This window comes from Colwellia sp. 5_MG-2023, from assembly GCF_030547795.1.
GTDB lineage: Bacteria > Pseudomonadota > Gammaproteobacteria > Enterobacterales > Alteromonadaceae > Colwellia.
This window is the reverse complement of the sequence record NZ_JAUOPW010000001.1, coordinates 340341-361315: the sequence shown is the minus strand read 5'-3', so window position 1 is coordinate 361315 and position 20975 is coordinate 340341. Positions and strand designations below refer to the sequence as shown.

At 34.8% G+C, this 20975-nt stretch carries 16 protein-coding genes and 2 pseudogenes; 11 read left to right on the top strand and 7 right to left on the bottom strand.

Annotation, left to right across the window (positions count from 1 at the left end; genetic code table 11):
* From Q4496_RS01450 to Q4496_RS01425, 6 genes are all read left to right on the top strand, one after another.
* Positions 1 to 978, top strand: a complete 978-nt coding sequence (locus Q4496_RS01450) for an alpha-ketoacid dehydrogenase subunit beta (protein ID WP_215973756.1) — start codon at positions 1 to 3, stop codon at positions 976 to 978.
* Between the two features lie 40 nt (positions 979 to 1018).
* Complete coding sequence (locus tag Q4496_RS01445; RefSeq protein WP_303609813.1) at positions 1019 to 2293, top strand: 2-oxo acid dehydrogenase subunit E2; 1275 nt, start codon at positions 1019 to 1021, stop codon at positions 2291 to 2293.
* Positions 2294 to 2554: 261 nt separating this feature from the next.
* Positions 2555 to 4435, top strand: a complete 1881-nt coding sequence (locus Q4496_RS01440; RefSeq protein WP_303495248.1) for a protein kinase — start codon at positions 2555 to 2557, stop codon at positions 4433 to 4435.
* A gap of 525 nt (positions 4436 to 4960) precedes the next feature.
* Positions 4961 to 5662: an aquaporin Z gene (gene aqpZ, locus Q4496_RS01435; protein ID WP_303609812.1), complete on the top strand. Its 702-nt coding sequence runs from the start codon at positions 4961 to 4963 to the stop codon at positions 5660 to 5662.
* A gap of 116 nt (positions 5663 to 5778) precedes the next feature.
* Positions 5779 to 5940, top strand: coding sequence for a YqaE/Pmp3 family membrane protein (locus tag Q4496_RS01430; RefSeq protein ID WP_159821012.1), 162 nt, complete (start codon positions 5779 to 5781; stop codon positions 5938 to 5940).
* Positions 5941 to 5990: 50 nt separating this feature from the next.
* Positions 5991 to 6182, top strand: a complete 192-nt coding sequence (locus tag Q4496_RS01425; RefSeq protein ID WP_215973759.1) for a DUF3185 family protein — start codon at positions 5991 to 5993, stop codon at positions 6180 to 6182.
* A 117-nt stretch (positions 6183 to 6299) separates the two neighbouring features.
* Here Q4496_RS01425 and Q4496_RS01420 read toward each other — a convergent pair whose 3' ends face one another.
* From Q4496_RS01420 to Q4496_RS01410, 3 genes are all read right to left on the bottom strand, one after another.
* On the bottom strand, positions 6300 to 7586 hold the full coding sequence (locus Q4496_RS01420) for an NAD(P)/FAD-dependent oxidoreductase (protein ID WP_215973760.1): 1287 nt from the start codon (positions 7584 to 7586) through the stop codon (positions 6300 to 6302).
* Between the two features lie 271 nt (positions 7587 to 7857).
* Positions 7858 to 8934 carry a patatin-like phospholipase family protein gene (locus Q4496_RS01415; RefSeq protein WP_303609811.1) on the bottom strand — a complete coding sequence of 359 codons (1077 nt, stop codon included), beginning with the start codon at positions 8932 to 8934 and terminating at the stop codon, positions 7858 to 7860.
* A 340-nt stretch (positions 8935 to 9274) separates the two neighbouring features.
* Positions 9275 to 11407: a TonB-dependent siderophore receptor gene (locus Q4496_RS01410; protein ID WP_215973762.1), complete on the bottom strand. Its 2133-nt coding sequence runs from the start codon at positions 11405 to 11407 to the stop codon at positions 9275 to 9277.
* Between the two features lie 254 nt (positions 11408 to 11661).
* On the opposite strand from Q4496_RS01410, the pseudogene Q4496_RS01405 reads away from it, so the two are divergent.
* Positions 11662 to 12692: pseudogene (locus Q4496_RS01405) on the top strand (PepSY-associated TM helix domain-containing protein); the annotation flags it as partial.
* A 186-nt stretch (positions 12693 to 12878) separates the two neighbouring features.
* Positions 12879 to 13091: a hypothetical protein gene (locus tag Q4496_RS01400; RefSeq protein ID WP_303609810.1), complete on the top strand. Its 213-nt coding sequence runs from the start codon at positions 12879 to 12881 to the stop codon at positions 13089 to 13091.
* 339 nt (positions 13092 to 13430) lie between these two features.
* Here the strand turns inward: Q4496_RS01400 and dgt are convergent, their stop codons facing one another.
* Complete coding sequence (gene dgt / locus Q4496_RS01395; protein WP_159821005.1) at positions 13431 to 14906, bottom strand: dGTPase; 1476 nt, start codon at positions 14904 to 14906, stop codon at positions 13431 to 13433.
* Positions 14907 to 15110: 204 nt separating this feature from the next.
* Here dgt and Q4496_RS01390 point away from each other — a divergent pair, with 204 nt between their 5' ends.
* Positions 15111 to 16796 (top strand): hypothetical protein, encoded by a 1686-nt coding sequence (locus Q4496_RS01390; RefSeq protein ID WP_303609809.1) that lies wholly within the window; start codon positions 15111 to 15113, stop codon positions 16794 to 16796.
* Between the two features lie 218 nt (positions 16797 to 17014).
* On the top strand, positions 17015 to 17605 hold the full coding sequence (gene yfbR / locus Q4496_RS01385) for a 5'-deoxynucleotidase (RefSeq protein ID WP_303609808.1): 591 nt from the start codon (positions 17015 to 17017) through the stop codon (positions 17603 to 17605).
* 127 nt (positions 17606 to 17732) lie between these two features.
* Here yfbR and Q4496_RS01380 read toward each other — a convergent pair.
* A pseudogene (locus Q4496_RS01380) lies at positions 17733 to 18059 on the bottom strand (dGTPase); the annotation flags it as partial.
* Between the two features lie 156 nt (positions 18060 to 18215).
* Between Q4496_RS01380 and Q4496_RS01375 the strand changes: the two are divergent.
* Entirely contained in the window at positions 18216 to 18992 is a 777-nt protein-coding gene (locus Q4496_RS01375; RefSeq protein ID WP_303609807.1) for an ABC transporter substrate-binding protein, read from the top strand.
* A 54-nt stretch (positions 18993 to 19046) separates the two neighbouring features.
* Here Q4496_RS01375 and cmoB read toward each other — a convergent pair whose 3' ends face one another.
* On the bottom strand, positions 19047 to 20012 hold the full coding sequence (gene cmoB, locus Q4496_RS01370) for a tRNA 5-methoxyuridine(34)/uridine 5-oxyacetic acid(34) synthase CmoB (protein WP_215973765.1): 966 nt from the start codon (positions 20010 to 20012) through the stop codon (positions 19047 to 19049).
* A 66-nt stretch (positions 20013 to 20078) separates the two neighbouring features.
* Entirely contained in the window at positions 20079 to 20828 is a 750-nt protein-coding gene (gene cmoA / locus Q4496_RS01365) for a carboxy-S-adenosyl-L-methionine synthase CmoA (protein ID WP_215973766.1), read from the bottom strand.
* Positions 20829 to 20975 lie beyond the last annotated feature (147 nt).

The window sequence follows — 20975 nt, the reverse complement described above, 5'->3', positions numbered from 1 at the left end:
ATGGCACAAATGAATATGTTACACGCGATTAATAATGCCCTTGATATTGCGATGGATGAAGATGAAAGTACCTTATGTTTTGGGGAAGATGTTGGCCATTTTGGTGGCGTTTTCCGGGCGACTTCTGGTTTACAAGATAAATATGGAAAAATGCGTTGTTTTAATACCCCGTTAGTTGAGCAAGGTATTATTGGTTTTGCTAATGGTTTAGCAGCTCAAGGATCACGCCCGATAGCTGAAATTCAATTTGCGGATTATATTTTTCCTGCTTTTGATCAAATTGTAAATGAAGCCGCTAAATTTCGTTACAGAAGTGGTAATGAATTTGATGTGGGCAAATTAACTATTCGCTCGCCTTATGGAGGCGGCATTGCAGGCGGTTTATACCATAGCCAATCACCTGAGGCTTATTTTGCTCATACACCAGGATTAAAAATTATTATTCCTCGTAATCCTTATCAAGCTAAAGGTCTACTATTAGCCTCGATACGTGATGATAACCCAGTTCTATTTTTTGAACCTAAACGCCTTTATCGTGCTTCTGTGGGGGAAGTACCAACAGAAGACTATCAACTACCACTAGGTAAAGCTGAAATTGTACAAACAGGAAGTGATATCACCCTATTAGCTTGGGGTGCTCAAATGGAAATATTACAAAAAGCAGCTGATTTAGCAGCTAATGATGGTATCTCTTGTGAAGTAATAGATTTACGCAGCATATTACCTTGGGATGTCGACACAATTGCTAATTCTGTTATTAAAACGGGTCGTTTGTTGGTCACTCAAGAAGCGCCATTAACGGCAGGTTTTGCTAGTGAAATAGCAGCAACTATTCAACAAGAATGTTTTTTACATTTGGAATCACCTGTAGAGCGAGTGTGTGGGTTAGATACACCTTACCCATTAGCACTTGAAAAGGAATATGTTGCCGATCATCTAAAAATTTATGAAGCTATTAAACGCAGCGTAAACTATTAATTTACTGAATGATTTCTGATTAAGAAAATAGGAAAAAAATATGAGTATTGATTTTATTTTACCTGATATAGGTGAAGGAATTGTTGAATGTGAGCTTGTTGAATGGCTTGTAGAAGAAGGTGAGCAAGTAGCTGAAGATCAACCTATTGCCGATGTTATGACAGATAAAGCATTAGTACAAATACCGGCAATGCATGCTGGTGTAATAGAAAAATTATTTTATCAACAAGGTGAAATAGCACAAGTTCATGCACCGCTTTATTCGATGAGACCCGATGATTTACAATCAGAAGAAACGTTGGTTGAAGAAACAGCTTCAGCTGAAAATATTAAACCAGTTGTTGAATCAAGCAGTGCAGCGATAAGTGAAAGTAATACCAAGTCAGTTCAAGAAGATCATAATAAATTATGCCATGGTAAGGCTATTGCTAGCCCAGCAGTACGCCGTGTTGCACGTGAATTAGATATTGATATTAGTGAAGTGAAAGGGTCAGGTAAAAAAGGTCGGGTATACAAAGATGATGTGGTTGCTTTTGAGCAAGGTGGCAATAATGCTATTAGTGCTACTAGTACATTGTCAGCACAAGTAGAGTCTAGTTATGTTGAAAAAATCAGAGGTGTTAAAGCATTAATGGCAAAAGCCATGGTTGATTCTGTGAGCACGATTCCTCACTTTACTTATTGTGAAGAAATTGACATGACGGAGTTGATAAAGCTACGTTTAGCCTTTAAAGAAGATCCTACCATTAAGGCTGTATTGGAAAAAGCTGATAGTAAATTGACGATGATGCCCTTTTTTATGAAAGCTATTTCGTTAGCATTGAAAGAATTTCCTGTAATTAATAGTCAAGTAAATGAAGATTGTACCGAATTAACTTACTTCAATGATCATAATATTGGAATGGCGGTAGATTCAAAAGTGGGCTTGTTAGTCCCTAATGTTAAGCAAGTACAAACTAAATCAATTTTAGATTTAGCGATTGATATTACACGTTTAACTAATGATGCGCGAAGTGGGAGAGTGCAAAGTAGTGACTTAAAATTTGGCACTATAACAATTTCTAATATTGGCGCTATTGGTGGCACTGTGGCAACACCTATTATAAATAAGCCTGAATCGGCTATTGTTGCTTTAGGTAAAGTACAAGTGCTACCAAGGTTCAATGATAAAGGTGAAGTTGAAGCTCGCAGTATTATGCAAGTTAGCTGGTCTGGTGATCATCGTGTTATTGATGGCGGCAGTATTGCGCGTTTTTGTAATTTGTGGAAATCCTTTTTAGAAAAACCAAGCAATATGTTAGTTCATATGAGTTAATTTACCCAAGGATGAGAGTTTTATAGTTTATCGCTGAGCCTTTATAAATTATTTACCACTGGGTATAAAAGTATAACTCGTTGATATAATTAATTGGTAAGTTATAGATTGAAACACGCTCAAATTGGGCGTGTTTTTGTATTTGCAGATGTACTTTAGTATAAATAGCCGATAATAAAGCTTGCTAGAGTAGGTATACTGAACAGAAGGCCGTTTTTATAAATAGTTTTTAGAGAATAATGCAGGGCAGGCGATATTTTTGTGACCGAGATCTTAATTAAAAATAATACAAAAAGTGGAGAAAAAAAACTTCAGCATTTCTATATTGCTGAAGAGCAATCTATTTACCTGCTAAACCACAAAGATGCGACAAAATTAAAGAAATGGGTTGAGCTGTGTCAACAACAATTGAAGTTTCTTGGTTATCATAATATTGCGCTGTTGGGGAAAGGAGCTTATGGTTTTGTTTTTTCCGCCGTAAATATTGCTGAAGAAGAGGTCGTTTTCAAATTTTCTCGTGCTAATTTACCACAGCATGTTCAAGATAGGTTGAGTGAAGAAGCTGATATTCAAAGCCAACTTAATCACCCTAGAATCCCTAAAGTGATTGATTATCAAAAAATCAAACGTCAATCAATTCTACAAATGACTCGAGCGAAAGGTATTGATTTAGAAAAGCTTTCTCATCAACGGGGTCCTCTTGCCCCTGAGTTAGTCGTTAGTATTGCCATTCAGTTAGCTGAAATTTTGCTGTATTTACGCGACGAAAGGGCACATCAACACAGCCAATCTAAAGGGAAACCTTATGTGCATGGTGATATAAAGCCTTCAAACATTGTTTTTGATGAAAATACAGGGTTAGTGCAACTGATTGATTGGGGATCGTCTGTTATTGCGCAGCTTGATGTAAAAGGACAAAGTACCAGTAATAATGTCATGGACTTGATGAGTAGTGATTTACAACACAGCAATGCTAGGCTGGGTGATGTTTATTTTATAGGGCCAGAGCAAATTAGTGGTGGCTTGTCTTCGCCGCGTTTTGATGAACAAGGTTTAGCTGCCACATTGTATGCCATAGCGTCGGGACAATCGTGTCGATATGGCACTAAAATCATCGAACCAAATTCGTTAGGTCTACCTAAGATGCTAGCTAATGTCTTAACGGCTATGTTGAGTGATGATGAAAAAAAACGTTGTGAGGCAGGTGACTATTTTTTTAAAAATTTATCTTATTTAAAGCAAATAGTGTTATCAGATAAACCGACGGTTATAAAAGCTGAAGCACTTATTCCTGTGTGGGTTAAATCAAAATCAGCGAGTAAAGCAGGAGAAATAGATACAGTTGTTTATGGCTCACGTAAATCATTCTTAAGAGAAGAAGCTAATGGTGATAGCTTAAGTGATATTGATGATGTGCAGCTAGAAAAATATTATAAAAACTATTTAATGGGCATGGGCGATAATGAAAAAGCCTTTATTGCTGCATTGGGTAGATTAGGTAATTTCCCTGTTGTTGGTGGTTTAGCTATTCGTTGGGCCAAAGAAGGGGTTTATGTTGATTCAAACTTAACTTTGTTTGAACCCAGCTTAAAATACTCTTTTGAAAGTGCAGTGAATAATATGATTCATTTAGCACAAGGGATTTTTCGTATTGGTATGTTTAAGAGTTGCTTATTTAATGCCAGAAATACCCTTCATATTGAACGTAATAATTCAAATAAGCCTTTTATCGCCGACCCTAAGCAATATATACCGTTTGAAGTCAGTGATGTTGCTGATATTGACGATGTTACCCGTCTTCATTCTTATTTTGAAGATGGCAAAGATCCCGATGAGTATTTATATTTACCTGAAAAAATGATGGAAGTTTTGGCGCGTATTAATTTAATTCATCACACAGGGTGCATCATCTTTGAGGTATTACCTAAGCATTTAAAAATACACAGCTATTTGATGTTACTTAATCATGATAAAGCTGAAGAATTTAGTCAATGCTTAGCAGAATTAATGGCACTATTACCAACCATTGACGGCATTGGTATTTCAGGTTTTATGAAATTGCCTTATAAAGATACACGCTTTTTTGAACATATTAATAGTCTACCCGAACGTTTTTACCCTAAAAACCCCAAGTTAATTTAAGTTTACTTAACCTGAACTCGGTTTAAGATGTTTTTAATTTATTGAAATTATTAATAATATAACTATATTTTATACTCTAACTTGATAGTTTTGCTTAATTCAAGGCAAATTTCGCGTCAATACCTAGTCTATTGCAAGTAAATTTAACGAGGAAGTAAGGAGAAATAACGGTTAGAGAAAGATTTATTAAACCGAGCTAAGGTTACTTAAATGACAGCTATTATTTCTGCACTTTTTAAATCTTTGTAGATTATATTATTCGATTGTTTTTTAATTTTTTGTATTAATTTTATTAAATAGATAAAAAATTGTGACTTTTGAGTTTCTTATCCGTTTTAGAGCTAGTACTAGCATAGTACTCAAAATACCTGTTGGCATTTTACTATGTCATAAGCCAAAAAATTAAACCTTGGAAATATAGCCGAGCTGCTATAGTTAATTAGGTAAATTGGCATGGCGTAACCTTCAACTTGATATATAAAGAGCCCAACAGAATATTACTTCTATAATTATAAAGGGATAAAAATGACATTAACAAAAAAATTGGGTGCAGAGTTTATAGGCACTTTTTGGTTAGTACTTGGTGGCTGTGGTAGTGCTGTGCTTGCAGCAGCATTTCCAGATGTTGGCATTGGGCTATTAGGTGTTTCTTTAGCATTTGGTTTAACGGTATTAACAATGGCGTTTGCTATTGGGCATATCTCTGGTTGTCATCTTAATCCTGCCGTTTCAATTGGTCTTTGGTCTGGTGGTCGATTTTCAGCTACTGAACTGGGTCCATACATTGTTGCACAAGTTGCTGGTGGTATTGCAGGAGCAGCAGTGTTGTACATTATTGCTAGTGGACAAGCGGGTTTTGATGTTACAGCGGGATTTGCCTCGAATGGCTATGCAGAACACTCTCCAGGTGGTTATAGTTTAACAGCGGCATTAGTCATTGAGATTGTAATGACATTTATGTTTCTTATAATTATTTTAGGTGCTACAGATAAACGTGCTCCACAAGGATTCGCTCCTTTAGCTATCGGTCTTGGTCTTACATTAATTCACCTTATTAGTATTCCTGTCACAAATACATCAGTTAATCCGGCAAGAAGTACAGGTGTTGCCATTTTTCAGGGCGATTGGGCTGTATCTCAATTATGGCTTTTTTGGGTAGCACCCATTGTAGGAGCTATATTAGCTGGGATAGTTTATCGATGGTTTGAAGCTGACGACAAGGCTTAAACAATAGCCATGATAATTGGTAACTAAGGTGTTTTATGTTTTTAGTTAAAAAAGCACGTGTATGCCAATATGATCAGGCAAATTTTCATTTAGATGATTACAAGGAAATATATTTTATGAATAAACTAATACACATTATTTTAGCTTTGCTATTGCCACCTGTAGCGGTATTTTTGAAAAGTGGTGTAGGTAAAGATTTATTAATAAACATTATCTTATGCTTATGTTTTTATGTCCCAGGTATTTTACATGCCCTTTGGTTGATAACAAAAGATTAGTGCAATATTTTTTCTTGCATGTAAACAACAAAATTAATTAGGAGTAAAAAATGGATAACAGAATTATTGGTGTGATCCTTATCATTGCTGGGGCGGCTCTCGGTTTATGGGGGTACGACGTTTATGATTCAGCTAGTTCTCAGCTAAGTCGTACATTAAATGGAGATACACCTATTGAAGCTTGGGCAGGAATGGCTGGTGGAGCAATTGCAGTTTTAGCTGGTATTATAAAGTTAAAGTAATATTTTTAACGTTATTTAGATATTGATAATCAGTTAGCAGATAGATGACTGATTGTTCGGTAGGTCGATATAAATGTCGACCTACCTTTAGTTATACAGTCAGAGATATATACAAGGTTAATGCAATTTTAACCTAGGACGTAAAATACGGTTAATCCGTTCAACTAACATCATTAAAGCCGTTTTAATATAACCGTGCAGTGCAACCTTATGCATGCGATATAAAGAAGCGTAAACTAAGCGTGCTAAGCTTCCTTCAACTTTCATTGAACCTTTAGTAAGGCTTCCCATTAAGCTACCCACAGTACTGTAATTACTAAGGGAAACTAATGATCCATAGTCTGTGTATTTGTACTCTATAAGTGGCTTTTGTTTAAGGGTGGCAAAAATATTTTTTGCTACCAAAGAAGCCATTTGATGAGCTGATTGAGCGCGAGGAGGAACAAAACCACCTTGAGGTAGCGGGCAACTTGCACAATCACCAATGGCATAAATATTATCATCGAGTGTTGTTTGTAATGTTTGTTTAACGACTAGTTGATTAATGCGGTTCGTTTCTAATCCTCCAATATCTTTTAAGAAATTGGGGGCTTTAATACCTGCAGCCCATACCATTAAGTCAGCCTCAATAAGTTCGCCATCTTTCGTTATTAAGCCTGCTTTTGTTGCTTCAGTCACCATTGTTTTAGTACGAACATCAACACCTAGGTTCAGTAATTCTTGGTGTGCAGAGCTAGAAATGCGCTCTGGCAAGGCGGGTAATATTTTTTCGCCAGCTTCTACTAGGCTAACCTTTAAGTCGGTGTTATTAATATGCTCAAAACCATAACTGGAGACTTGCTCTAATGAATTATACAGCTCAGCCGAAAGTTCAACGCCAGTAGCTCCTGCGCCCACAATAGCAATACTGACCTTATTGGTTTCTTTAACGCCTAATTGTAAATACTTATTAAGCATTAAATGATGAAATCTTTTTGCTTGTTGAGGGTTATCTAAAAATATACAGTTATCACTAACACCTTTTGTATTAAAGTCATTAGTAACACTGCCTAATGCCATCACTAATATGTCATAATCTAGTGTGCTTTCTGGTAAGATTTCAGTGCCATCAGGATCAATGATTTTATCTAATTGGATAATCTTTGCTGCGCGATCAATATCTTTTAATGCAGCTAGTTTGAAATTAAAACCATGACTCTTTGCATGCACGCGATAACTTAACGCATCAATACCATCATCAAGTGACCCAGCGGCAACCTCATGTAATAAAGGTTTCCATAAATGCGTGTGGTTTTTGTCTACTAAAGTTATATGAGCCTTACCTTTCCTACCGAGTTTATTGCCAAGTTTAGTGGCAAGCTCTAATCCTCCGGCTCCGCCGCCAACGATAACAATTTTATACATGGTATTTCCTCTCATATTTTTAGATTATTCATTAATATGCAAGCACAACATACTGTTAGTTAATTACTATTTTCGCTTATTTGTTGCGGATTAGCCATCGTTTGAACTATGGATAAAGCTCATTCATTAGTATAGTTAGCATAGCTATTTCGCATGTCTAGAGCGTTTTAGCAAAGTGCCTCTAGGTAATCCAAAATAAAATCACCAATAACCATACATAATATTAATCAGTCTACTGATTAAGCTAAAGATATTAGGTTAAAAGAGTAAATTAAAAACGCTGAATTTTATTGATATCTTGTTTAGCAATAAACTCATTAAACGCATCGGCTAATCGGTCTGTTTCGCTCAATACTTTAAGCCAATATTTAATACGAGTAGGAGCGTCTAATGTTTTAAAGTCATTTCTATCAGGAATTTTATTATAAGGTAATGATTGGATAAATTTTTCTGAAGGCACTAGTAATACGGTGTTTTCATAATGTTTATCGAGCACTTGACGAGACGAGCTCTTATCAAACCAACCCGCTTTAGGTGTATCACTAAAATGAGGATATAGGGTAAGGTTATCGAATTTTTTTTGTTTGGTATCAATCACTTTTTCATTGTGAAGTGCAAAGTCAAAATGATAATCAATAATACCACCATCTCTATAGGTACCTTGGGGGGAATTAGCAATATTTTTAATGCCAGACATCACCATTGGAATTGAGCCTGAAGCAAGAAGGGCATCAGGAATATTGTCTTGGGTAAAATCTATGTAGTGACTAGTAAAGTTGTATGGATCATTTACGATCAAATTGCTTGATTTAGGACGATAGATAAATCGTTCATATTGGTAACTTAATAAACGTCTATCTATTTTATTTAATAACATACTACCAAGTAAGCCAGCGCATTGAACCGCTTTATTTTCATAGCTTGTCAGCCCGTTACACTTAGCGACAATAAAATGTGCTTTGAAAATTTTATTGCTTAACACTTCATTTACACCGGATGTGCCAAAAATATGGGACAGCATATCAACAGCTGAATCTGATATATCAGCAGTGGTCGGCTTATCATCATACACTGTACGCGCGTACTTATCGGCTAAACGAGAAATAGCTGCTACAGGATCTTTTTGCGCGAAGCAAGCCGCACGAAATGCTCCAGCACTAGAGCCAATAAGGTTTAATTCTGTAGTGCGTTCTTTAAAGAAGTCACCGAATAGGTATTTATCTAAGCCGAAAAGGGTAAACCATTTTGGTCCACCTGATGCACCTAAGAAATTAGTAAACAGCTCTTGTTTAAAGCCATTTTCTTGAATAGTTGTTAAGGCGTTTTCGCCTGCGTAAATGTCTAGCATAAGTTATTAAATGGTATCGTTTAATTGAGTATTATTTTGACGCGATAGATAATTGATATTACATTTAAATAAAGTATTAATCATAATTCTTTCTAATGCTTTGAATAATAATGGTGTTCTTGTTAATTTTTACAGTATAGCGAGGGAATTAGAAGATGAGAACAGCTTATGTAACAGATTATAAGGAGCTTTGTAGCATGTGCTTCAATAAGACCGATTATAAAAATAAACGCATTAACTATTTAACATGACCAAACAGGGATAATCGTGTTCAGGATGAATTATAATTAATGCGTTAAAATGCATATTTTTAACGTTAACTTTACCTTAAAGCTAAAGATTAAAAGCTATAAGTTAAGCCAACACTTGCTGTGATAGGAGCACCATAAAAGCCAATGTTTTTCAGGCTCGTGATATATTTTTCATCGGTGATGTTATCAATATTTGCTTGTATGGCAAGATCATTAGATACATTCCAGCGAGCAAAGGCATTAACCAATAAGTAAGAGTCTTGCTTAACAGAGCCTGCGGCATTCTCAACTTCTGATTGCCATCTACCACCTAAACCAAGTTTTAATTCTGGTAGCTGCGGTAAATTATAAGCTAAAGTAAACTTAACGGTATCTTTAGGCTCCCATGCACTAGTATCATCACCAAAATCATCTTCAATATCTACAAAAGTATAAGAAAAATTAGCGTTTAGGTTATCGGTAATATTACCTGCAACTTCTACCTCAAAACCGGTTGAATCCATTGTTGCGCCTTCGTAATAATAAGTTCCGTTATCATCAATACCAGCAAAAACGGCGATATTTTCTTGCTCAGCACTAAATACTGCAAATGTAGTTAATAGGTTATCGTCAAACCATTGCGTTTTTACGCCTATTTCGTAATTAACACCTTTGCTAGGGTCTAGAAATTCACCATCAATATCGTACTGATCTAATGGTTGATAAATATCTGAGTAACTTACATATACATTAACATCGTCATTAATCATATATGTTGCAGCAAGGTATGGACTAATTTCACTTTCATCATTATCAACAGCCACACCTGAATTATTACCTTTACGGTTATAATCAATCGCATTAAACCCAGCGATAACAAATAAATCATCCGTTATATTCAACTTAGTCGATCCAAATATACGCGTAAGAGTGACATCAAGATCGGCATATGTAACTTGATCATCCCATTCTGGTTCAGGCAACGCGTCAGAGTTTGTTGAATAGGGGAAAGCTGGAGCGTATGTTACAGTTGAACCGTTATATTCAAAGTATGGTGCTGAGGCAATAGAAGGGTTTGTAAATGAAGTAGAAGTACTTTTGGAGGAACTTGTACCAAACATTAACTCGTGATTTTTACCCGCTAAGTTATATTCACCTTTAACAGTTACATCGAATAAATCAGCTTTAAACTCAGAATCATAACGGCCAGGTAAAGCAATTAAACCTAAGTTAGTTTCGCTGTCAAACAGTCCTAAAGCATCATAAACATAGAGCAATTTACTTTGATCATCAGACGCTTGTCTATTATAAGTAGCTTTCACTTCCCAATCGTTATCGAAAGTATAAGTATATTCAGCAAAAAAGTTTGTATTGACAGCATCCCATATAGTCCAGTCTTGAGTCGGACTACTACTTACATCAAAGTCTGCTTGTGTGCCATCGGCGTATGCTAATGATAAGCCCCCCCACATAACACCATCACTATTAGCATCTTGATGTGATGCACCAAAGGCTAGTGTTGAATTATCTGTTAGTTGGCCATCAACCACAAAAGAGATATAAGTGCGATCATCCTCTAAGCCATCAAGGTATGAACCAGAGTCTTCAGCAACAGCAATAACGCGCGCTGCCCAACTACCGCTATCAGTTAAAAAGAATGAATAATCGGCTTGTAAACGTTTAAGATCGTACGAGCCTAAAGTTACACCTACTTCACCTTCATTTTCATTGGTTGGACGTTTACGTACATAGTTAATTGTACCAGCAGAGTTACCAACACCGGTTAATTGACCATTAGCACCACGAATAACTTCAATTTTTTCATAAGCGTAACTTTCCATTGCACCGGTAACAAGTCCCCAACCATTAGGTAGGCCGATACCATCTATTTGAGTGCTTTGAATATCAAAACCGCGGGCTGTATATCGAGTACGGTTAGTTTCACCTTGTTCTACGGTAATACCTGTCGCCATTTTCATAACGTCATTAATACTATTCGCAGCAAAGTTTTCAATTTGTTCTGCACTTATAACGCTAATTGATTGTGGCGTTTCATTAAGCTCCATCGTTAAACCGGTGGCACCTTTGCTAACTCGGTCTTGACGAACGCCTACGATAAGTATTTTCTCAACATTATTATTTTCTATTTCAGCACTTTTTTCTGTTTGTACATTTTGTGCATAAGCCGGAAGTCCCATAGCCAAAATTAACGTAGAAAATGCAAAAGTACATTTAAGTTTCATGTTTATCCTCAGGTTATCTATTCTGTTATTAGCAAATTTCTCGCTATTATACATTTAGCAAACTGTAATGCAAATGATAATTGTTGCTATTTGTATGTTGAGTAGATGTTAATGTAAATTAATATAGCTGCGAGAATATTTACTTGTTACAAACACATAAATAACAATAGCAATGATTATCAATTGAGTTGATTGTAAATAAATATTATTATAGGCACCTATTCAGTTTTTATAATTATCAATACGGCAAGTTTATGGCAAAGCTCAGCAATCGGTTCTGGCTTCAACTTCATGGCTGGTTTTCATTGCCCGTATGGCTGTTATTTTGTTTTGTTTGTCTTACCGTTATCATTGCCGTTATTAGCCAAGAGTTGACTTGGTTAAGTAATCCTAATTCACGGGCAAACAATCCTGAAAATTATGAAATGAAAAGTGCGCCAGAATTAATTTCTATTGTGCAAAAAACTCACCCTACAGCAAAAATAACAACTGTGATGACATTTGAGCCTTATCTTATCCATGCGATTGTTTTTACAGATATAGATAAACCGCAAGCTATTGCTTACATCAATCAATACACTGGCGACATACAAGGTGTGTATCAGGATATAACGTTCAATGGTTTTATGCGCTCTTTGCATGGTTGGTTAATATTTCCTGGGAGAGTAATTACAGTATTGGTTATTACATTGTATGCGCTATGGCTTTTGTCATGCTTGGCGTTTTGATTACCGGATTAGTTATTTATAAGAATTTTTGGCACGCTTTTACACAACCTAAGCTTCGTCTAAGAAAGGGTAAAAAAACGCTATATGGCGACTTACACCGTTTAGCTGGCGTTTGGTCTCTTTGGTTCTTACTGCTGATGAGTCTCACTGGGTTATGGTATTTAGTTCAAGCCGTCTTGTGGCATGCTGATTATGACATAGAGCCACATTCACCTATTGCGACTGTAGAACAACTCCCATTAAGCAATAAAATTGATACCTTCGAAAAAACCTCATTGACTCGTGCGTTAGACATAGCCCATAAAAAATCACCAGATTTTGAAGGGACGTATTTAATGCTGCCTGAACATAATCGAGATACCTATAAATTATATGGTAGTGGCGATTTTATTTTCTATGACAAATATTCTTATGGTGTCATTGTTAATCCTTGGACGGGCGATGTGGCAGGTGAGAGGGATCCCGATAAGATGACAGTGGTACAAACATTATCGCATATTGCTAATCCGTTGCATTATGGAACGATTGGTGGAATATGGACTAAAATTATTTGGTTTATTTTTGGTGCTTTGTTAACTGGCATGTCAATTACAGGCTTTTTAATGTGGGGGAGTCGTACAGTAAAGGCAAGAAAAAAATAAAGAGGCCACTGTCATAACTAACACAAAGAATAGTTACGATGGTAAAGACGCATTCATTGAACAGGAAATAAAATAATGGCAGATGATTATCTTAAATAATTTTTGGGTGAAGACCGCTCTTTAATTAAACCAGTAGAGGATGAAAAACGTCCTAGTTGGGCAGTTGATGTTGAAACATCAGGGAAGGCTTACGATGCAATTATTAAATTTAAGAAAGCTAAATTGCGATATATCAATGGACATTCAGATGAGAAGGACTTTAAAAACAAGTTCAGTTATAAGATATCAAAAGCAGAAGTAGCTGAAGAAATGTGAAAAAAACCGCAGCCAATTTTCAGAAGTGTTAGTTATTCGGTGAAACTTTCAGATTGCTATGATGACGTTAATGATATATTAGAAAAGAAAAAATAATTAAAAATAATTAAAAATAAATAAACCTAAATATGGGCTACAGCACTTATCAAAAGATGAAATTAAAAAGAAAGCCCAAAAACAAGAAAAGGATTTAGTAAAATTTCAGAAGAATAATTGTGAAGAATTATACGCACGACTCTTAAGTAATATGCCTTTAGATATAAAGAAAACCTTGGTTTAAAGTAAGTAGCTTTGTTTGCTGTATTTACATTTAAACCAACGAAATTATCTGGCAAAAAATTATTTAATTGCAGATAGATTTTGAAACTCTTCAAGAGCAAATTGATCTGTCATACCACTAATATAATCTATGAGCAGCCTTGTTCTAGCATATAATTCCATCATTTTATCTTTGTTAAGTGGTAATTCATTAGCATATATACCTTTTACGTCTTCTTTATATCTACCTTTATGTTTGCCTGATAGTTTGTGAAAAAGCCTTGTTTCAATTGGGTGTGATTTTAAAAAGTTATTACTTACTAATTCTTTAAATTCATCAAAGGATAATTCAATTAATGGGGTATAGATGTTCAGTAAACCAGAAATTACTGCATACCCTTTAAGTTCTAAGTTTTCGATTTCTTTACTATTAAATATGTTATTGATAGCAAGATTTCTAAACGTTTCGGTAGCTAGATTAAACTCATCATGGCCATCTAGAAGTGATTCATCGAGTTCACCGTTAAATACCAGTTCGTGATTATCTATGAATCTTTTTGCTGCATATGTTGATAGCTCATTTACCAGTGTAGTGCGTAGTGTAAGTATATAAGCGTGGTCTTTGTTGTGTTCTTCTTCTTGATACTTTTTATACGCACGGTCTGCTATTTTGAGTAGATAGCCGTTTTCTACTATTTCATCTTTGATATCAGGATCATCTTTGAAATTGTTCCACGTTTTTTTTATCTCAATGTGGAGTTGTTCGACAGTTAAAATACCTTTATCAATAGCGTCATCTACATCAGCGATGCAATAAGAAATATCGTCAGCAGCTTCCATTATATAAGTTAAGGGAAAGCGGCATCCGTCAGCAATAGATAGTTCTTTTTTTATATCTTCGAATAGATTTTTTTCAGAAAAATAAAAACCAGGCTTTTTCTTTCTGTATGCATAAGTATCAGTTTTTATTGGTTTGTCTTCATATGCGCCACGTGTATATTTTATAAGGCAAGCTAGTTGAGTGTACGTTAAGTTCAATGATTGGAGGCTATGGAGTAATCTTATCGCTTGTGCATTCCCTTCAAAACTGGAGAGATCCTTTATAAGTATGCTGCAATTGACTTCGTTTGAAAATTTTTCATTAAATATATTTGTAAGTGTTTTCTTCCCCCAGAGCTTTATTGCTTCTTCACCAAAATGCCCGAATGCTGGGTTACCAACATCATGAAGTAAACAGGCAACTTCAATTGCACTAACGAAACCATCAATATTGCCTGCTATTTCAAGTTTTTCCAATAATCCCTTACTCGAAAGCTCTTTTATTACTAATTTGCTGATATATCGACCAACCTGCTGTACTTCAAGCGAGTGTGTCAACCTACTTCTCACTGCGGCATTAGTTTCCAATGGAAAAACTTGGGTCTTTTGTTGTAAACGTCTAACAGCAGCAGAATTAACAGCGCGGCCACGATCACTTTCCATCTCCTCATTGAAGCATCTTCCTTCAATTGATGATTGACGTGAGCGAGTTGTTTTTAATTTATTGTTGTAATTCATAATAAAAATCCATTTTCCGTGTTTAAATAGGGAAGTAAAATCCACGATTACAATACTTTAACTGTTTACTATCGGTTCTTCCACTAACTGTTTCTGGTATTCAAAGGAGTTATATAAAGTTAACTTTTTTTCATATTACTAAATGGATAATTTAATGTAATAATAAACAGTCTTAAATTTAAGGCTGTTTATATTGAGTAATAAATGAAAAAAATAATAATACTTATCCTTTATATTTTATTAGTTAGTAATACTCTTAAAGCGAGTGAGTCTGAGTCATTAATTAAATATTCCATTTCACAAGTTTCAAGTAATACTTTATCAATTGAGTTGGAATTCGAAGCATCGACCTCTAAAGTTCAGCTTATAATTCCAGACAGATTTGGCTCAACTAAAGGAGCTGGAAAAGGAATTAAAGAATTAAATATTCACCAAGAAGGGTGCACTTTTTCAAATGATTTTAATAAGCTGGAAAGCTTCATTTCTATTTCACCGTGTAGTGAAAGACCAGTCAAGGTTACCTACTTTTTAACTCAAATTAAAGAACGTACAAATACAACTTCAAACATTGACCAATTTTTACCATCTGTAGATGAAAACAAAGTTAGATGGATAAATGGGTTAGCTTTAATTGTTCCTTGGTTATCAAATGAGGAAATCAATGTAAAGATATCATTCAGTGACGCTTTTCATAAAAAGATTTATTCTTCAAATATGATTCGGGACGGTAATGATTTAATTTTTAATGGAAATCCCAATGAATTCATGTTGTCTTTTTTATATATTACAGATGATTCTAAAGTGAATTCATTCAATGTGAATAATAATATTGAATTAGTTTCTGATAAAGAGTTAAAGCAATTAGATCCAGTGCTTATTGATAAAATTAACAAAGCTATTACTGTTGTTTCTAATCAATTTTCAAGTTTTTCATCTAACTTTGTACTTGCATTTACCACATTAAATAATGATGATAATAGTCACTCTTTGAGTGGTGTAGCATTAACCAACACATATTGGATTCAAGCAACTGAAACTGAACCTGAGAGTAACTTAGTTAATTCAATGATGCATGAATTTATTCACTCTTGGAACCCAAACTCCATGGGTGAAATCGAATTAAATAACTTAAATTTACAATGGTTTGTAGAAGGTTTTACAGAATACGCTGCATTACAACTCTCGTTAGATAGCAATATAATCTCTAGAAAGGAATTTAATTCAAAAATTAATGAAGCACTTGTTGGGTTAGTTACTTCAGATTTTTCAAAATTGACAAGTGTTGAATATACAACACTTTATAATAGCTCACCTATTTGGTTGGGTGGCTCTGACAGCTTTTACAGAGTCCCTTATTGGAAAGGGGTACTTTTGGCTTTATATTGGGATGAAAAGCTAAGATCACAGAATAGAAAGCTAACTATATTTAATCTTTTTGATAAGCTTTCTTCCCCAAACTTCTTGGAAGAGCACCCTAAACTTAATGAAGAGAGCATAATTTCAGCGCTGGACGAAATAGGGCTTGAGCATGCAGGCAAAGATATTAATGAATTTATTTTTGGAAATAAGGGAGTAAATAATACCTTAGATAGGTATTCTGAGTTAATTGAACCTATTTCTTTAGTTAATTTTGAACTTGGCTTTGACTATCTATTAACAGAGAAACAATTTAATACTATAAGCGGCTTAACAAAGGAGAGTAATGCTTTTCGTTCAGGTTTACGTAATGGAGACATATTAAAGGAAATATCTTTTAGATATGGCCATCATGACCATGAAATAGAAGTAATACTAGATGATGGAGCAATATATAGATATTTTCCTCTTGGAAAAGTTAAAAGTTTTTTAATTGATGATTACTCAATAATCCCATTAAAAATTAAAAATTAAAAATTAAAAATTAAAAATTAAAAATTAAAAATTAAAAATTAATAAGGAAGTTAATCATATTAAATGTGTAGAAGTCGTTTTAAAAGTAACAGAAAGATGTAATATTGATTGAAAATATTGTTATGTTTTATGTTGTTAATGGATAGAAAGATTTTACAATTGTAGAAGATACGAGCATTAACCGGGGTCTTTTATCTGTATAAACAAAGGATACTAAATTGAAAAAAAGCTCTTTTTTAGCATGGATATTACGAATGAATTTGATTAAGCGTTGGTCACCAATGCATTTAGTCAAAGAGGAAGATGTAGCTGAGCATAGTCATCAGGTAGCTGTTATCTCACATTTGTTGGCAACGGTCAGGAATGTATACTGTGGTGGCGATATTAATCCTGAAAGAGCCGCTACGGTGGCGCTTTATCATGAAGTGTCAGAAACTAAGTTACAAGATATTAATCATGTAACAAAATATAGTACACCTGCGCTGACAGCAGAGTTTAAAAAAATTGAGGATATGGCTGAATTAGAATGTTTAGATTCACTGCCAGTTAAACTTCAGCCATTATTTAAAGAGTTATTAGTTCAAAAAGATGTCGATGCAGAATATAAAAAACTAGTAAAGGCTGCTGATGTTATTGCTGCATACTTTAAGGCATGTGATGAGCTTAAGTTTCATAACCCTGAGTTTATTTCTGTCAAAAAGAGATTGGGTGATAAAGTAGAAGCTTATAAAATAGAAATGAAAGAAGTAAAAATATTCATGGATATGTTTGAAGAAGGTTGTTTAGCTAATATAGATGATCTTTCATAATTAAAAGTGTCATTTATAGTTTTAAAAAATGTATGTGAAATTTTGAATGTTATAGAAAAATATTGATTTTTTTCAAGTAACTTTACTCAAACATACATTTTAAGTACTAAATAGGGGGAATTGTTTCAAAAGGGTGGTGACCAATATCATGCGCTAAACAAATGGCTTCAACTAAGCTGTCGGTAACAGGAAATAATGTTTGGCATAATTGAGGGTATTTACAACGAAGCTGTGCGGTAATGCCTGAGCCAATTTGTGCTGCTTCAAGTGAATGAGTTAATCGTGTTCGATAAAAATCACTTTGACCGCTACCCATGACCTGAGTTTTTGATTGTAATCGTCTAAAAGCGGCGGAGTGTAGAATTCTAGCACGATCTCTTTGAAAAGGATCACGATGATCATGTTGTCTTTTTGATACTTTCTTTAAACGTCTTTCCAACCAAACTTCATTCATAGCTGTCTCATACCGTCTTGATTTTTCATGAATAACAATATATCAATTAATGTTACACTGATTGATACTATAGCGAATAATAAATAGTATCAATCAGTCTTTATTTCGAAGTGAGCTAAGTATTCATTTGGGTATGAATTTAGGAGTGAATTGTTTTTGAAATTTTTAGTTAAAACAGCTGTTTTTGTGATGCTATTTTTAGCTACTATTCAGCCTAATGCATTTTGTGCTGAAGATAATCACATTATCTTGCTTGCCGGCTTATCTAAACCGCCTTTTATTTTTGTTGAGAATGATAAAGGTATGCAAATTGAAATTATCCAGGCGGCACTTGATAAATATCACTATCAAATAAGCTTTTTTTATTTGCCAATGACTAGGCATATAGAGGTGTATAAAAAACGTAATATTGAAGGCTTGATTACCTTATCAACGACAGAAAATGAATTAGGGTTATATCTTTCAAAACCTTATATAAGTTACCGAAATGTAGTGGTGACACTGGCAGATAATAACGTCAATATAACAAAAATTTCAGATTTATCAGATATGCGCGTTGCTGGATTTCAAAATGCGCTCAAGTTTTTAGGAAAGGAATACAATAATATTTTCAAAGAGTCGAATAGCTATGTTGAATTAGCTGATCAGAAAAGCCAAGTAGCATTATTATTTACTCAACGAGTTGATGCTCTGGTAATTGATATAGATATTTTTAAGTATTTACTCACCTTAATGAAAAAAGAAGGCTTAAGTAAGAATATTTATAATGCCGAATTTGTCGTTCATCCATTGTTCGGAAATATTGATTATGTTGCAGGCTTTAGCAATCAGCAACTGCAGAAAGATTTTGATAATGGCATCAGCGAGATTAAGGCGAACGGTAACTATCAAAAAATTATTGATAGTTACCTAAAACCTCAAACTCAAAACTAGCTTAGAAAGCCTAGGATTTAGTAGGAAAGAATAATGAACCTGATCTTAGGTTCATTAAGCATTAGCAATAAAAATAGCCCTTTGTGGCGCTGGGTAGCCCTCGATTGTTTTACTGTTATCTTCTGGATCTAAAAAGTCAGACAATGATTCAGTATCTATCCACTCTGTTTTTCGTTGCTCATCTAAGGCGGTAATATCTGTATTTACAACTCGAATATTGCTAAAGCCACAGCGCTCTAACCATGCGCACATTGCCTTAGCGCTTGGTAAAAACCAAACGTTGCGCATTTTAGCATAGCGTTCACCAGGTACTAATACCGTATTTTCATCGCCGTCTACAATTAAGGTTTCTAGCACTAGCTCACCACCTTTGACTAATTGTGATTTTAACTGGTAAAGGAAATCGATAGGAGAGCGGCGATGATATAAAACGCCCATGGCAAAAACAGTGTCAAAAGATTTTAATTCCGGTAATTGTTCAACACCTAAAGGTAATAAGTTAACCGCTTTATCTTGAATGAAATGTTGTACAGCATTAAATTGCATTAAAAAGAGTTGTGTCGGATCTACGCCGACAACAAATTTAGCTCCGGCACCGCGCATTCGCCATAAATGATAGCCGCTGCCACAACCTATATCTAAAACATACTTACCTGATAAATCGCCAATATGTTCCGCTAATCGATCCCATTTAAAGTCGCTACGCCATTCTGTATCTATGTGCAGGCCATGAATATGGTATGGACCTTTACGCCAAGGTTTAAACTTTTTCATTAAGTTTTCTAAGCGTTTTTCTTCACCGGGATTTAAATCACCCTTACTACCCACAGTAACACTTGTGGTTAAATCTACGTTGTTACTCTGACCATTAGGTAAGGCTTCTAGCGTTTTCTGCCAATGTTTAAATTCGCCATGAAGTTCGTTTTTTTGCCAGTGATCAAGCTGTGCAGGCAAAGTGTTTAACCAATGGCTTAAACGGTTAGTCGCAATTTGTTGATAAAAGTTACTAAAATTTGTCATAGTGTTTGTCTGTAGATTACTTCTATTTAGAAATTAATATATAAGGTAAAGTATTTGTTAGGTTAACTATTTTATTGCAATAAAAGAAATAAAATTAAAACACTGAAACCAAGGTGAAACATGGCTAAAGCCAGCCTCTTTTAAACGTTGAATATGTTGCTCTACTGAGTCAGTGCGCATCACGTTTTCTAATGCGGTACGCTTTTGTGCTACTTCTAATTCACTATAGCCATTTGCACGTTTAAAGTTATGATGTAAATCGATTAAGTGCTCATCAATAACAGAATCACCATGAGATATTTTTTCTGAAATAACAAGAATACCACCATCATTAATGCCATCGGCTATATTATTAATTAAGCTTTGACGATCAGCTTTATCAACAAACTGCAGTGTAAAATTGAGCACGACCATTGAAGCATTAGTCACCTCTACATCTTGTATATTAGCTTCAATCACTTCGACGGGTGTTTCACCTTTAAAAGCATTAATATGCATTGTGCAGCGTTCAATCATTGCTGGTGAATTATCAACGGCTATAATTTTACATTTCGTGTTTTTTATACGCTTGCGCATGGCTAATGTTGCTGCACCTAAAGAACAGCCTAAATCATATATCAAGGTGTCTTGTTGTACAAAGCGTTGGCTCAGACGGCCAATAGTGTCAATAATTGTGTTATAGCCCGGCACAGAACGCGAAATCATATCGGGGAAAACTTCCACAACTTGTGCGTCAAAAGCAAAGTCTTTTACTTGTGCGTGTGGGTTTGAATAAATTAAATCAGTATTGGTTAAGTTAGTGTCTGAAGTATCCATGGCTTTCATTGTTGTAACAGTTTGAGTTATTTTAACTGATATTTATTCGATATATAAGCAAAGGAACCTGCAAAGTTGAATTTTAATATCGATTTACATGGGATAAAGCCATAACTGTCCTTTTTGAATGTCTGTTCAGTTAAGTTA

Bases quoted from the DNA above. Each gene is read 5' to 3' on its own strand.
- cmoA (WP_215973766.1), bottom strand. From the start codon at position 20,828: ATGGATACTTCAGACACTAACTTAACCAATACTGATTTAATTTATTCA.
- Q4496_RS01410 (WP_215973762.1), bottom strand. From the start codon at position 11,407: ATGAAACTTAAATGTACTTTTGCATTTTCTACGTTAATTTTGGCTATG.
- Q4496_RS01420 (WP_215973760.1), bottom strand. From the start codon at position 7,586: ATGTATAAAATTGTTATCGTTGGCGGCGGAGCCGGAGGATTAGAGCTT.
- dgt (WP_159821005.1), bottom strand. From the start codon at position 14,906: ATGAATTACAACAATAAATTAAAAACAACTCGCTCACGTCAATCATCA.
- Q4496_RS01450 (WP_215973756.1), top strand. From the start codon at position 1: ATGGCACAAATGAATATGTTACACGCGATTAATAATGCCCTTGATATT.
- Q4496_RS01415 (WP_303609811.1), bottom strand. From the start codon at position 8,934: ATGCTAGACATTTACGCAGGCGAAAACGCCTTAACAACTATTCAAGAA.
- Q4496_RS01390 (WP_303609809.1), top strand. From the start codon at position 15,111: ATGAAAAAAATAATAATACTTATCCTTTATATTTTATTAGTTAGTAAT.
- Q4496_RS01425 (WP_215973759.1), top strand. From the start codon at position 5,991: ATGGATAACAGAATTATTGGTGTGATCCTTATCATTGCTGGGGCGGCT.
- Q4496_RS01430 (WP_159821012.1), top strand. From the start codon at position 5,779: ATGAATAAACTAATACACATTATTTTAGCTTTGCTATTGCCACCTGTA.
- aqpZ (WP_303609812.1), top strand. From the start codon at position 4,961: ATGACATTAACAAAAAAATTGGGTGCAGAGTTTATAGGCACTTTTTGG.
- Q4496_RS01445 (WP_303609813.1), top strand. From the start codon at position 1,019: ATGAGTATTGATTTTATTTTACCTGATATAGGTGAAGGAATTGTTGAA.
- cmoB (WP_215973765.1), bottom strand. From the start codon at position 20,012: ATGACAAATTTTAGTAACTTTTATCAACAAATTGCGACTAACCGTTTA.